Consider the following 13,422-nt stretch of genomic DNA (forward strand, 5'->3'; position numbering starts at 1 on the left):
AAGGGACGTCCACGACCGTGACCTACGTGATCGCACTTCCGTGCGTCGATGTCAAAGACCGCGCCTGCATCGACGAATGCCCGGTCGACTGCATCTACGAAGGCGAGCGCTCGCTCTACATCCACCCCGACGAGTGCGTCGACTGCGGGGCGTGCGAGCCGGTGTGCCCCGTCGAGGCCATCTACTACGAGGACGACCTCCCCGAGGAGTGGTCCGACTACTACAAGGCCAACGTCGAGTTCTTCGACGAGATCGGCTCCCCGGGCGGAGCCGCGAAGATCGGAGTGATCGCGAAGGACCACCCCGTCATCGCCGTCCTCCCGCCGCAGAGCCACTGAGCGCGCGTCCGTGGCACTCGGACCGCTGCCGGACTACCCCTGGGACCTGATGGGTCCCGCCACCCGGGTGGCCTCGGCCCACCCCGGCGGCATCGTCGACCTCTCGATCGGCTCGCCGGTCGACCCGACGCCCGCGCCGATCCGCCAGGCGCTCGCGCGGGCGACGGATGCGCACGCGTACCCGACCACGGTCGGCACCCCGGCGCTGCGCGAGGCGATCGCCGCCTGGTACGCCCGTCGGCGCGGCGTCCCGGGTCTGGGCCTCGACGAGGTCCTGCCCACGATCGGCTCGAAGGAGCTCGTCGCCTGGCTGCCGTTCCTGCTCGGCCTGGGCGAGGGCGACGTCGTCGTCCATCCGCGTGCCGCCTACCCGACCTACGCGATGGGCGCCGCGATCGCCGGCGCCTCGGTGCTCGCCTCCGACGACCCCGGCGAGTGGCCGGCCGAGACGCGGCTGGTGTGGCTGAACTCGCCGGGCAACCCGGACGGCGCCGTGCTCGACGTGGACGCGCTGCGGCGCGCGGTCGAGCGGGCGCGCGAGCTGGGCGCTGTCGTGGCGGGAGACGAGTGCTACGCCGAGCTCGGCTGGGACGGCCGCTGGGCCGCCGAGCCGATCCCGAGCGTCCTCGACCCCCGGGTGGCCGGCGAGGACCGCCGGGGCGTGCTCGGCGTCTACTCCCTCAGCAAGCAGTCCAACCTGGCCGGCTACCGCGCCGCCTTCATCGCGGGCGACCGCGAGCTGATCGCGCGGCTCGTGACCGTGCGCAAGCACGCCGGGATGATCGTCCCCGCGCCGCTCCAGGAGGCGATGGTCGTCGCGCTCGGCGACGACGGCCACGTGGCGGAGCAGAAGGAGCGCTACCGCGCCCGCCGCGACCTCCTGCGCCCGGCGCTCGAGTCCGCCGGCTTCCGGGTCGACCGCAGCGAGGCGGGCCTCTACCTCTGGGCGACGGAGGGCCGGCCGGCCTGGGAGTCGATCGACCGCCTCGCGCGCCGGGGGATCCTCGCGGGCCCCGGCGTCTTCTACGGCGACCACTTCACCGAGCACGTCCGGCTCTCGCTGACCGCGACCGACGAGCGCATCGCGGCGGCCGCCGAGCGGCTCGCGCACGGGCTCTGACCCGCCGCGCGCCCCGATCCTGAAGCATCTCCACAACGGACGGGGACGAGCACTGGGCGATGTCACAGTGCCCCCGCTTTGCCCATAGGCTGTATGCGGTTCGGTCAGCGTCGCCACAAACGGCCCTGGGTCCGGCCAGTTCCAGCCCCCGGCGCCGCCCGCTCCGCGCGAGCGCACCCGGGTGCGACCGATGACCTGGGAGGCGTTGTGACCGAATCCGGCACGCAGAGCGACGGAACCGCGACGGTGGAGACACCCGAGCCCGCCACGGAGAGTGCGCCGGCCGCGGCCGAGGTCCTGCCCGAGAAGGTGACGCTCACGTTCGGCGAGCGCACCGCGGAGTTCCCGGTGCTGCGCAGCGTCGACGGCTCCTCGAGCATCGACTTCTCCACGCTCTCCAAGCAGACCGGTCTGATGTCGCTCGACTACGGCTTCGTCAACACGGCCGCCACCAAGTCGAGCATCACCTACATCGACGGCGACCAGGGGATCCTGCGCTACCGCGGGTACCCGATCGAGGAGGTCGCGACCAATGCGACGTACCTCGAGGTGGCCTGGCTGCTGATCTACGGCGAGCTGCCCACCGCGGACGAGCTCGCCGGCTTCGACGAGCGCATCCGCCGGCACACGCTGCTGCACGAGGACCTCAAGCGCTTCTTCGACGCCCTGCCGCACAGCGCGCACCCGATGTCGGTGCTCGCCGCCGGCGTGTCGGCCCTGTCGACCTACTACGAGGACAGCTCGAACCCGAAGGACCCGGAGGCGGTCGAGCTCACCACCATCCGCCTCCTGGCGAAGCTGCCGGTGATGGCGGCGTACGCCCACAAGAAGGCGATCGGCCAGGCGTTCCTCTACCCGGACAACTCGCTGAGCTTCGTCGACAACTTCCTCCGGCTGAACTTCGGCACCATGGCCGAGCCGTTCGAGGTCGACCCGGTGCTCTCCAAGGCGCTCGACCGCCTGCTGATCCTGCACGAGGACCACGAGCAGAACGCGTCGACCTCCACGGTCCGCCTGGTCGGCTCGACCGAGGCCAACCTCTACGCGTCCGTCTCGGCCGGCATCAACGCCCTCTTCGGCCCGCTGCACGGCGGCGCGAACGAGGCCGTGCTCACGATGCTCGGCCGGATCCGCGAGTCCGGCGAGAGCGTCCAGACCTTCGTCGAGCGGGTGAAGAACAAGGAGGAGGGCGTCCGCCTGATGGGCTTCGGCCACCGGGTGTACAAGAACTACGACCCGCGCGCCAAGCTGGTCAAGGAGAGCGCGTCCGAGGTGCTGCAGGCGCTGGGCGTCAAGGACCCGCTGCTCGACATCGCGATGGAGCTCGAGGCGCTCGCGCTGGAGGACGACTACTTCAAGGAGCGCCGCCTCTACCCGAACGTCGACTTCTACACCGGCGTCATCTACAAGGCCATGGGCTTCCCGACGCGGATGTTCACCGTCCTCTTCGCCATCGGCCGCCTGCCCGGCTGGATCGCGCACTGGCGCGAGATGAACACCGACAAGCAGACCAAGATCGGCCGCCCCCAGCAGCTCTACACGGGCGCCCCCGAGCGCCACTGGCCGACCGACCGCTGACCCGGCCCGAGGAGCCCGTTCCGCGGGCCCGCACTGCCCCGCTGTGCGGGCTCTCTGCTGGTCGAGCAGCCCGCTTGCGGGCGTATCGAGACCCGGCGTCCGTCGGCGGGTGGGTCTCGATACACCGCGTCCCGCGGCTACTCGACCAGCATGTGCCCCGCCCCCGCGTCAGGCGTGCAGCGCCGTGTTCAGCTCGATGCCGGCGCCGGTGCGGGGGAGCACCTCGACCGCGCCGGTGAGCGAGTTGCGGCGGAAGAGCAGGTTCGGCACCCCCGACAGCTCGACGGCCTTGACCGTCTGCGGCTGCCCGTCGGCGCGCGGGGCGCCGCCGACCACGACGACCTTCGTCCCCGCCGTGACGTAGAGCCCGGCCTCGACGACGGTGTCGTCGCCGATCGAGATGCCGATGCCCGAGTTCGCGCCGAGCAGAGCGCGAGCGCCGATCGACACGCGCTGCACGCCGCCGCCCGAGAGCGTCCCCATGATGGAGGCGCCGCCGCCGATGTCCGAGCCGTCGCCGACGACGACGCCCTGAGAGATCCGGCCCTCGACCATCGAGCTGCCGAGCGTCCCCGCGTTGAAGTTGACGAAGCCCTCGTGCATGACCGTCGTCCCCGGAGCGAGGTGCGCACCCAGGCGCACCCGCGAGGTGTCCGCGATGCGCACCTTCGCCGGGGTGACGTAGTCGGTCAGCCGCGGGAACTTGTCGATCCCCGCCGCCTGGATCCCGTGGCGCCGCAGCGACGGCCGCAGCCGCGTGAACGAGTCCGGAGCGACCGGCCCCGCGTTCGTCCACACGACGTTCGGCAGGTGCGCGAAGATCCCGTCGAGGTTCACCGTGTTCGGCTGCACCAGCAGGTGCGAGAGCAGGTGCAGCCGCAGGTACGCGTCCGACGTCGACGCCGGCGCGGTCCGCAGGTCGATCTGCAGCGTCACCACGTCGATCCGCACCTCGCGCCGCGCGTCCTCGCCCGCGAGCGCCTCGAACTCGGCCGGCACGATCCACGGATCGCGACCCGCAGGGATCGAGCCGAGGCGCGGCTCGGGGAACCAGGTGTCGAGGACGGTGCCGTCCGAGGCGATCGTCGCCAGCCCGTAGCCCCAGGCGGAGGCGGGCGCGGGCACGGCGGAGTCAGCGGTGTTCTGGAGGCTCATGTCGCCCAGGGTAGCGCGCACGATCCGGCCGGTACCCTGGGCGCATGGCCGTTCCGACCTCCGCCCCGGCGCCCGTCGCGCCCCTCGATCTGCGCTCCGATCCGATCGCCCTGACGCGGGTGATCTGCGACGTCCCCTCCGTCTCCGGAGACGAGCTGGCGCTGGCCGACGCGGTGCAGCTGGCCCTCGAGCAGTACCCGCACCTGGAGGTCCTGCGCGACGGCCACACCGTCGTCGCCCGGACGAATCTCGGCCGCGAGCAGCGCGTCGTCATCGCCGGCCACCTCGACACGGTCCCGATCAACGAGAACCTGCCCGTGCGCGAGGAGACGATCGACGGCGTCGAGCACCTCGTCGGCCGCGGCACCACCGACATGAAGGCGGGCGTCGCGGTGCAGCTCGTCCTCGCCGCCGAGCTCGTCGATCCGGTCGTCGACATCACCTGGATCTGGTACGACAACGAGGAGGTCGCCTCCGACCTCAACGGACTCGGCCGTCTCTCCCGCCACCGCCCGGACGTCTTCGCCGCCGACTTCGCCGTGCTCGGCGAGCCGACCCGGGGCGAGGTCGAGGGCGGCTGCAACGGCACCCTCCGCGTCGACGTGATCACCCGCGGCCTCCGCGCGCACTCCGCCCGCAGCTGGGTCGGCGAGAACGCGATCCACGCCGCCGCGCCGATCCTGGACCGGCTGGCCGCCTACGAGCCGCGCGAGGTGGAGGTCGAGGGTCTCGTCTACCGCGAGGGCGTCAACGCGGTCCGCATCAGCGGGGGAGTGGCGGGCAACGTGATCCCCGATCTCTGCACCGTGCACGTCAACTACCGCTTCGCGCCGAGCCGCACCGGCGAGGAGGCGGTCGCGCACCTGCGCGAGCTGTTCGAGGGCTTCGAGGTCGAGGTCGTCGACCTGGCCGAGGGCGCGCGCCCCGGGTTGGACGCCCCGCTCGCGCAGGCCTTCATCGCCGCCGTCGGCGCGGAGGCGAAGCCCAAGTACGGCTGGACCGACGTCGCCCGCTTCTCGGCGATGGGCATCCCGGCGGTGAACTACGGCCCCGGTGATCCGCTGAAGGCCCACGCCGACGACGAGCACGTCGCCGTGCACGAGATCACCGCGTGCACCGACGGCCTCCGCCGCTGGCTGAGCGCCTCCGCGTGAGCGCCGTCCTGAGCGGCCGGCTGCCGGTCCGCCGCCGCGCGCAGCTGCGCCTCGTCCCCTGGTGGGCCCGCGTCCTCGCGGTCTTCGTCCTCACCCGCATCGTGACGACCGTGATCATGCTCCAGTTCGCCGCGAACCAGCAGGCGAACTCCTGGACCGGCCCGTCGCCCGCCTACGTCGACTTCGCGACGATGTGGGACGGCCGCTGGTACGAGATCATCGCGACCGCCGGCTATCCGACGGAGCTGCCCGTCACCGACGCAGGCGAAATCGGCGAGAACGCCTGGGCGTTCATGCCGCTCTACCCCGTCGTCGTGCGCCTGCTGATGGTGCTCACCGGCCTCGGCTGGGCCACCGCCGGCGTCGCCGTCTCGGTGATCTGCGCGGCGGTCGCCTGCCTCGTGCTCTACCGGTTGATGCGGCACTCGCTGAGCGAGTCGCAGTCCCTCGTCGCCGTCCTCTTCTTCTGCGTGGCGCCGACCTCGCCGATGCTGCAGATCGCCTACGCCGAGTCGATGGCGATGATGCTCACCGCGATCGTCCTGCTCCTGCTGGTCCGGCGCCGGTTCGCCTGGGTCTTCCCGGTGGTGCTCGTGCTCGGTCTGACGCGGCCGAGCGGGCTGGCGTTCGCCGCGGCGATGGGCCTCTACGTCGTCTACCGGTTCGTCCGGCGCGCGAAGGAGCCGTTCCCGCGGGCCGACGCCGTGCCCGCCGTCGCGCTCACGGTCTGGGGCCTGGTCGTCGGCTTCCTCTGGCCCGCGGTGGCGTGGGCGGTCACCGGCTCGCCGACGGCCTACACCGACACCGAGCTGGCCTGGCGCTCCTCCTACATCGGCTACCAGGAGCTCTTCCCCTTCACCTCGTGGTTCCAGGGCGGCGCGTGGTGGGGCGGCTGGTGGTTCGGCGCGCCGATGCTCGGCATCGCGCTGGTCGTCGTCCTGGTGCTGCTGTTCGTCGGCATCCTGGCCTCGCCGTGGACGCGGCGGCTCGACCTGTTCAGCCGCGCGTGGGTCGCCGGCTACGGCGTCTACCTCTTCGCCTTCTTCTTCCCGCAGTCGAGCACGTTCCGCCTGCTGGGCCCGATGTTCCCCCTCGTCGGGGCGCTCGCGGTGCCGCGCTCGCCCCTCTTCCGGAGCGCGCTGGTCGTCGTCTCGATCGCTGGTCAGATCGGCTGGATCACCATCGGCTGGGCCGTCGACGGCTACGACTGGACGCCGCCGTGATCGACGCCGCGTTTCCGAGGAAGGCGTCCGATTTCGTCCCTGGCGCGGATGCACGATAATAGACGGATACGTCACGAAAGGGGAACTCTATGGCGGCCATGAAGCCGAGGACCGGAGACGGACCGATGGAGGCTGTTAAGGAGGGGCGACTCATCGTCGTGCGCGTTCCGCTCGAAGGCGGCGGACGCCTCGTCGTCTCGGTCAACGATGCAGAGGCGAAAGAACTCCACGACGCACTCGCGTCGGTGGTGACTCCAGCCTGACCCACCAGCACCGTCGAGAACGCCCGCCGCATCCGATGCGGCGGGCGTTCCCTCGTTCCCGGGGCCGGTGCGACGCGGCCGGCGGTGCGGCTAGGCGCGGCGCTTGTTCGCCTGGAGCAGCCCGTCGCCGATCGGCGACAGCACGCTGACCACGGCCGGCGAGCCGCAGACCTCGGCGACCAGCGTCCGGAAGGCGGAGGCGATCTCGTCGCGCTGAGCGGGATTGGAGACGCGGCCGCGCCAGAGGGCGTGCGGCACGAGCACGGTGCCGCCGGGGCGCACCAGGCGCAGCGCGTGCTCGACGTTCTCGATGACCTGCAGCGGATCGCCGTCGACGAAGACGATGTCGTAGGAGTTCTCGTTCATCCGGGGGAGCACCTCGAGGGCGCGGCCGGGGATGAGGCGCAGGCGGTTGGGCGAGATGCCGGCCTCGTGGAACTGGGCCCGGGCGTGCTGCTGGTGCACCGCCTCCGAGTCGATCGAGGTGAGCATGGCCTCGGGGGCGCCGTCGATGAGCCAGAGTCCGCTGACGCCGGTGCCGGTGCCGATCTCGATGATCGACGTGGCCCGGGCGGCGGCCGCGACGAGGGCGGATTGCGCGCCGATCGAGGGCGCGATCGCGTCGATGCCCAGCTCGACGGCGAGCCGGCGGGCGGAGGCGATGGCCTCGGGCTCGACGACCGCGTCCTCGGCGTACTTCCAGTTGGCATCCTTGTCGGACACGGGCGGGCTCCTCTGGTGGTGGTCGCGGCGGGCGGATCGCGCCTGCGCATCGCCAGGGTACGGGGGTGCGCGGGGTCGTCGGCGCAGGCGCGGCGGGTTAGTGTTGTCCCGTGTTCGGTTTGACGTTCGACAAGCTCCTCATCATCGGAGTCATCGCCGTCTTCGTGCTGGGCCCTGACCGCCTCCCCTACTACGCCTCGCAGCTCGCTGCGCTGGTGCGGAAGGTCCGCGGATTCGCCACGCAGGCGCGCGAGCGCGTGAAGGACGAGATGGGCGACGAGTTCGACGAGGTCGACTGGCGCAAGCTCGATCCGCGGCAGTACGACCCGCGGCGCATCATCCGCGACGCCCTGCTCGAGGACGAGCCGGCCCCCACGGTGAAGCCGCCCTCGGCGGTCTCCGCTCCGGTCACGGCCGGCGGCGGCGCCTCCACCGCGGACAGCTACTACACGACGATGAAGCGATCCGCCGGTGCCGGCGAGCTCTCGACGGTGGCGCCCCCGCCCATCGACCTCGAAGCCACCTGACCCGCGCCCGAACCGGGCAGCGCGCGGAGCGGTCGCTGCATGCTGGTCGAGTATGCCGCCGAGCCGGCGTATCGAGACCCACCACCGCCCGAGCATGCGGCGGAAGGCTCAGCCGACCGACATCGGCAGCCGGCGGCCCGTCAGCCCGCGCGGGCGCGACGCGAGCGTCCGTGCCAGCTCCGTGATCGCGACGGCGGCCGGATCCTCCGGGTCGCCGATGACGACCGGCAGCCCGTCGTCGCCGCCCGAGCGCAGCGCCACGCTGATCGGCAGCCTGGCGAGCAGTGGCACGTCGTCGCCGCTCGCGCTGAGCCGGCGGGCCACCTCGGCGCCGCCACCGCTGCCGAAGAGCTCGAGCACGGACCCGTCGGACTGCGGCAGCCCGGACATGTTCTCGACGACGCCGATGATGCGCTGGCCGGACTGACGGGCGAGCGCACCGCTGCGCTCCGCCACATCGGCGGCGGCCGGCTGCGGCGTCGTCACGATCAGCACCTCCGCGTGCGGCAGGAGCTGGCCGATCGAGATCGCGACGTCGCCCGTGCCCGGCGGCAGGTCGAGCAGCAGCACGTCCAGGTCGCCGAAGTACACGTCGGTGAGGAACTGCGAGATCGTGCGGTGCAGCATCGGACCGCGCCAGGAGACGGCTGCGCCCCGGGTGTCGCCCTCGAGGAACATCCCGATCGAGATCACCTTCACGCCGTGCGCCACCGGCGGCAGCATGAGCTCGCCGACCCGAGTGGGCCCCGCGACCCGGCCGTCGTGCATCAGGCCGAGCAGTCCCGGGATCGAGAAGCCGTGCACGTCCGCGTCGACCAGCCCGACCGCGAGCCCGCGCCGAGCGAGGGCCACCGCCAGGTTCGCGGTCACGGTCGACTTGCCGACGCCGCCCTTGCCGCTGGTCACCGCGTAGACGCGGGTCAGCGAGTCCGGACCGAACGGCATCTCGCGCCGCCCGCCCCTCAGCCGCTCCGTCAGCGCCGTGCGCTGAGCCGGCGTCATCACGCCGACGTCGACCTGCACGGAGCCCACGCCCGCCGCCGACTCCGCGGCCGCGCGCACATCGCGCTCGATCGCGGACGCCGCAGGGCACCCGACGATCGTCAGGCGGATGGCCACGGTCACCGCGCCGTCATCGCCGACGGTCACCGAGTCGACCATGTCGAGCTCGGTGATGGGCTTCCGGATCTCGGGGTCGATGACGCGAGCGAGCGCCGCGAGCACGGCGCTCTCGAGGGCGGCGGGATCGACCGGGCCGGTCGTCCCGGCGTCAGGCATCGCGCCGCTCGCTCGCGATCGACTCCGCCCGGTCCTTCTCGAGCTCCTCGACGAGGCTGCGCAGCTCGGAGCGGATGAAGTCCTTGCTCGCCATGTCCCGGATCGCCAGGCGGAGCGCGACGACCTCACGGGCCAGGTACTCGGTGTCCGCGAGGTTGCGCTCGGCGCGCTGACGGTCCTGCTCGATCTGCACGCGGTCGCGGTCGTCCTGGCGGTTCTGCGCGAGCAGCAGGAGCGGTGCCGCGTAGGAGGCCTGCAGCGAGAGGATCAGCGTGAGCACGGTGAAGCCGAGGGCCTGGGAGTCGAAGCGCGACTCCTCCGGGCCGTAGGTGTTGAACAGCAGCCAGAAGACGCAGAAGATCGTCATGCCGACGAGGAACCACGGCGTGCCCATGCCGCGGGCGAACGACTCGGTCAGGCGGCCGAAGCGGTCGCTGCTCTGCCGGTTGCGCCGGGGGAGCACCCGCGTGCGCAGGCCCTTGGGGGCGTCGAGCCGTCGATCCTGCTTGGTGTCCCTAGCCACGCGCACCCCTCCGTCCTCGTCGTCCTGCCTTGAACCTGCCCGCCGCCGCCACCGGCGCGGCGATCGGTATGCCCTGGGTCGTCGTGCTCAGCGGCACGCGCGGTTCGTCGTCGCCGTCGTGGCTGCGCCAGTCGTCGGGGAGGAGGTAGTCGAGCACGTCGTCGATCGTCACGACGCCGACCAGGCGGTGCGACTCGTCGACGACCGGCACCGAGACGAGGTTGTAGCTCGCGAGGATGCGGGCGACCTCGGCCGCCGATGTGTCGGGCGTGATCGGGTCGAGGCTCTGATCGAGCAGGGTGCCGAGGCGCTCGTGCGGCGGGTAGCGGAGCATCCGCTGGAAGTGCACCATGCCGAGGAAGCGGCCGGTCGGCGGCTCGTACGGCGGCAGGGTCACGCAGACCGCGGCGCCGAGTGCGGGGGCCAGCTCGTGCCGGCGGATCATCGCGAGGCCCTCGGCCACGGTCGCCTCGGACGAGACGATGATCGGCTCGGTGGTCATCAGTCCACCGGCCGACTCGGGCGCGTAGGAGAGGAGCATGCGGACGTCGTCCGCCTCCTCCGGCTCCATCAGCTCGAGCAGGGCCTCGCCGCGCTCGTCGGAGAGCTGCGCGATCAGGTCGGCCGCGTCGTCGGGCTGCATCTGGTCGAGGACGTCGGCGGCACGGTCGTCGTCGAGGCGGCCGAGGATCTCGACCTGCTCGCTCTCGGGCATCTCCTCGAGGACGTCGGCGAGCCGGTCGTCGGAGAGCTCGCCCGCGACCTCGAGCATCCGCTGCTGCGGCAGGTCGAGGAGGGTGCTGGCGAGGTCGGCGGGCTTGAGCTCGGCGAGGCTCGCCACGTACTGCTCGGCGGACTGCGCCTCGGTGGACACGCTCTCGCGCACCTCGCGCCAGCCGGCGAACGTCGTCGCGCCCTTGGCGAAGGGGGAGGGGCTGGTCTTCGGGCGCCGGACGAAGAGCTGCGCGAGCTCCCACTCGCCCGGGCCGACCTCCTCGATCGCGACGTCCTCGACGATCGCGTCGCCGGAGCCGTCGACGAAGGTCATCCTCCGGCCGAGCAGCTCGGCGATCACGCGGACCTCGCCGCCGCGCTGCTCGAAGCGGCGCACGTTGATCAGACCGGTCGTGATGATCTGCCCGCTGCCGATGCTGGTGACCCGCCCGATCGAGACGAACACCCGGCGCCGGCCGGGGATCTCGACCACCAGGCCGACGACGCGCGGAGCGTCGTTCTGACGGGGGACGAGGAGGACGTCGCGGACCTTGCCGACGCGATCGCCCGCCGGGTCGAAGACGCTGCAACCGGCCAAGCGCGCTACGAAGACTCTGGCGGAACTCACGGCTACCAACCTAGACCCGGCCGCCCTCGCGGAAGCCGAGCGCGGAGCCTCCATGCTCTCGGCCCGCGCACGGGAAGCTCTCGATCCGCACCCAGAAGGCTCCAAGTCGGCTGTGACAGCCTGAACGGGTGACTCAGCAGATGCCCATGAACAACCGCCGGGGCGCCGCCTCCCCGACGATCCCGCGCGGCGAGATCCTCGCCACCTTCGACACCTACGAGAAAGCGCAGAAGGCCGTCGACGTCCTCGCGCGGGCCGACTTCCCGGTCAAGCAGCTGGCCATCCTCGGCAACGATCTGAAGAGCGTCGAGCGCGTCACCGGCAAGCTCACCTGGGGCCGGGTCGCCCTGGCCGGCGCCGCGTCCGGCGCCTGGCTCGGTGTCTTCCTCGGTCTGCTGCTCATCATCTTCTCGCCGACGACCGAGTTCTCCTTCCTGATCGCAGCCGTCCTGCTCGGCGCCGGCTTCGGCATGCTCTTCGGTCTGGCCTCCTACGCGGTCAACCGCCGCCGACGCGACTTCACCTCGACGATGCAGGTCATCGCGACGAGCTACTCGGTCCTCGTCGATCCGGAGGTGGTCAACCGCGCGCGCAACCTCCTCGACGGCACCCCCGCGGAGTCCGAGGCGCCGGTCTGGTCTCCGCCGCCCGCGAACGCGGAGCCCGTGCCGATCCGTCCCGAGGACGAGCGGCGCTGATCTCCTCGAAGGCCCCCGGAGCAGTCCGGGGGCCTTCGTCGCGCCGGGGGGAGTGCGACGTGGTGTCAGCGGGCCGCGGAGCCGACCGGCGGCAGGACGATGTCGACGGCGAGCCCGTGCGGCTCCCGATTGGACAGCGCGACGGTGCCGCCGCCGGAGAGCACCGTCGTGTGCACCAGGGCGAGGCCGAGTCCGCTGCCGCCCGAGGCGATGGTGCGCGAGTCGTCCGGGCGGGAGAACCGGTCGAAGGCGACGGGGATGAACTCCGCCGGCATGCCGGGGCCGTCGTCGGACACGGTCAGCAGCAGCCGGCCGTCCTTCTGCGCGAGCGCCGCGACGATCGTCCCGCCGCGGCCGATCGCCTGGATCGCGTTGCGGACGAGGTTGTCGATCACCCGGCCGAAGTCCTGGGTGGCGACCGCGTAGAGCCGAGCGGGCTCGCGCTCGTCGATCTCGTAGTCGATCTCGACGTCCGACTCGGCCGCGAGCAGCCGGGTGCGGTCGACCGCGCCGACCAGCTCGTCGACCAGCTCGGCGAAGGGCGACGCGGGCCGGGCCGACCGGCTCTCGATCCGGGAGATGTCCAGCAGTGCGGAGGCGAGACGGACCAGGCGGTCGACGCTCTTCTGCGCGTCGAGGATCACGCGGTCGACGGCGACCGGGTCCTCCACGCGGTGGTGCGCGATCTCGAGCTGGGCCGAGAGCGCCGCGAGCGGCGTCCGCAGCTCGTGGCTGGCGTCCGAGACCATCTGCTTCTCCCGCGCCAGGGAGGCCGTCTGCTTGGCGAGGAACGCGTTGAGCGTCTCGGCGAGCTCGTCGATCTCGTCGCGGGTACCGACGACCGGCAGCTGATCGCCGGGAGTGGGGTCGGCGGCGATCTGGTCGGCGCGCGCGCGCATCCGCCGGACGGGAGCGAGGGCCGCTCCGGTGAGGATCCAGGAGGCGAGTCCGAAGGTGACGACGAGGAAGATCGCGGCGTAGACGAGCACGTGCGCGAAGTCGTCGAGCACGAGCTGCGAGGCCGCCTGATCGCGTGCGGTGGCGACGCTCCAGGTGCCGTCCTCGCCGTCCACGGCGGCGATGCGAACGAGGTAGCGCGTGGTCGCGGTGGCGACCTCGGTGTAGCGGGGAACCGCGTCGGCCGCGCGATCGCGCAGCTCCGCCTGCACGGAGCGGCGCACCTCCGTCGGCATGGTCGTCGCGTCGACCGCGCCGTCCGGGGTGATCGCGAGGTAGAGCTGCCCGGTGGACGAGTCACGGACGCGCGGGACGTCGCCGGCCGCGATGTCGCGGCGGATCTCGTCCTCGATCGAGACCAGGATCGTCCGCTCGCTGCGCTCGACGATGCCGGTGACGACCTGGTAGAAGAGCATCGCGGCGAGGGCGAAGAGCACGGTCGCCACAGCGACCGAGCCGATCGTGATTCTGGCGCGGATCGACAGAGCACCCGAGCGCCGCCTCGCGGCGCGCGCCGCGGCGAGCGGGCTCGAGGCGGCCACG

Annotated in this window: 14 protein-coding genes; 8 read left to right on the forward strand and 6 right to left on the reverse strand. The window is 72.0% G+C overall.

Annotated elements, in window-relative coordinates:
* Positions 1-17 precede the first annotated feature (17 nt).
* The 3 genes from fdxA to GTU73_RS07620 all read left to right on the forward strand — a co-directional run bounded on the left by fdxA (position 18) and on the right by GTU73_RS07620 (position 3,036).
* Positions 18-338: a ferredoxin gene (gene fdxA, locus GTU73_RS07610; protein WP_160088310.1), complete on the forward strand. Its 321-nt coding sequence runs from the start codon at positions 18-20 to the stop codon at positions 336-338.
* Positions 339-348: 10 nt separating this feature from the next.
* Positions 349-1,458 (forward strand): succinyldiaminopimelate transaminase, encoded by a 1,110-nt coding sequence (gene dapC / locus GTU73_RS07615; RefSeq protein ID WP_160088312.1) that lies wholly within the window; start codon positions 349-351, stop codon positions 1,456-1,458.
* Between the two features lie 297 nt (positions 1,459-1,755).
* Positions 1,756-3,036, forward strand: a complete 1,281-nt coding sequence (locus GTU73_RS07620; RefSeq protein ID WP_160091274.1) for a citrate synthase — start codon at positions 1,756-1,758, stop codon at positions 3,034-3,036.
* Between the two features lie 168 nt (positions 3,037-3,204).
* On the opposite strand, the gene dapD is transcribed toward GTU73_RS07620, so the two are convergent.
* Complete coding sequence (dapD, locus tag GTU73_RS07625; RefSeq protein WP_160088314.1) at positions 3,205-4,191, reverse strand: 2,3,4,5-tetrahydropyridine-2,6-dicarboxylate N-succinyltransferase; 987 nt, start codon at positions 4,189-4,191, stop codon at positions 3,205-3,207.
* A gap of 44 nt (positions 4,192-4,235) precedes the next feature.
* On the opposite strand from dapD, the gene dapE reads away from it, so the two are divergent.
* From dapE to GTU73_RS07640, 3 genes are all read left to right on the forward strand, one after another.
* Entirely contained in the window at positions 4,236-5,345 is a 1,110-nt protein-coding gene (gene dapE / locus GTU73_RS07630) for a succinyl-diaminopimelate desuccinylase (protein WP_160088316.1), read from the forward strand.
* Positions 5,342-6,568 (forward strand): hypothetical protein, encoded by a 1,227-nt coding sequence (locus GTU73_RS07635; protein ID WP_244231810.1) that lies wholly within the window; start codon positions 5,342-5,344, stop codon positions 6,566-6,568. Before dapE ends, GTU73_RS07635 begins: the two co-directional genes overlap by 4 nt.
* Positions 6,569-6,657: 89 nt before the next feature.
* A complete protein-coding gene (locus GTU73_RS07640) occupies positions 6,658-6,831 on the forward strand; it encodes a DUF3117 domain-containing protein (RefSeq protein WP_077221916.1) in 174 nt (57 codons plus the stop codon).
* 90 nt (positions 6,832-6,921) lie between these two features.
* On the opposite strand, the gene GTU73_RS07645 is transcribed toward GTU73_RS07640, so the two are convergent.
* Positions 6,922-7,554: a class I SAM-dependent methyltransferase gene (locus GTU73_RS07645; protein ID WP_160088318.1), complete on the reverse strand. Its 633-nt coding sequence runs from the start codon at positions 7,552-7,554 to the stop codon at positions 6,922-6,924.
* Positions 7,555-7,664: 110 nt separating this feature from the next.
* Between GTU73_RS07645 and GTU73_RS07650 the strand changes: the two genes are divergently transcribed.
* Entirely contained in the window at positions 7,665-8,081 is a 417-nt protein-coding gene (locus tag GTU73_RS07650; RefSeq protein ID WP_123445460.1) for a Sec-independent protein translocase TatB, read from the forward strand.
* A 108-nt stretch (positions 8,082-8,189) separates the two neighbouring features.
* Here the strand turns inward: GTU73_RS07650 and GTU73_RS07655 are convergent, their stop codons facing one another.
* The 3 genes from GTU73_RS07655 to GTU73_RS07665 are packed head-to-tail and all read right to left on the reverse strand — an operon-like array spanning position 8,190 to position 11,224.
* On the reverse strand, positions 8,190-9,359 hold the full coding sequence (locus GTU73_RS07655; protein ID WP_160088320.1) for an Mrp/NBP35 family ATP-binding protein: 1,170 nt from the start codon (positions 9,357-9,359) through the stop codon (positions 8,190-8,192).
* A complete protein-coding gene (locus GTU73_RS07660; RefSeq protein ID WP_123445981.1) occupies positions 9,352-9,882 on the reverse strand; it encodes a DUF1003 domain-containing protein in 531 nt (176 codons plus the stop codon). Before GTU73_RS07660 ends, GTU73_RS07655 begins: the two co-directional genes overlap by 8 nt.
* Positions 9,875-11,224, reverse strand: coding sequence for a CBS domain-containing protein (locus GTU73_RS07665; RefSeq protein WP_160088330.1), 1,350 nt, complete (start codon positions 11,222-11,224; stop codon positions 9,875-9,877). The genes GTU73_RS07660 and GTU73_RS07665 overlap by 8 nt, the downstream gene beginning before the upstream one ends.
* Positions 11,225-11,352: 128 nt before the next feature.
* On the opposite strand from GTU73_RS07665, the gene GTU73_RS07670 reads away from it, so the two are divergent.
* Complete coding sequence (locus GTU73_RS07670; protein ID WP_244231811.1) at positions 11,353-11,922, forward strand: general stress protein; 570 nt, start codon at positions 11,353-11,355, stop codon at positions 11,920-11,922.
* A gap of 65 nt (positions 11,923-11,987) precedes the next feature.
* On the opposite strand, the gene GTU73_RS07675 is transcribed toward GTU73_RS07670, so the two are convergent.
* Complete coding sequence (locus tag GTU73_RS07675; protein WP_160088332.1) at positions 11,988-13,421, reverse strand: HAMP domain-containing sensor histidine kinase; 1,434 nt, start codon at positions 13,419-13,421, stop codon at positions 11,988-11,990.
* Position 13,422: the final 1 nt, after the last annotated feature.

The sequence above is a fragment of the Rathayibacter sp. VKM Ac-2804 genome (genome assembly GCF_009866655.1).
Lineage (GTDB): Bacteria > Actinomycetota > Actinomycetes > Actinomycetales > Microbacteriaceae > Rathayibacter.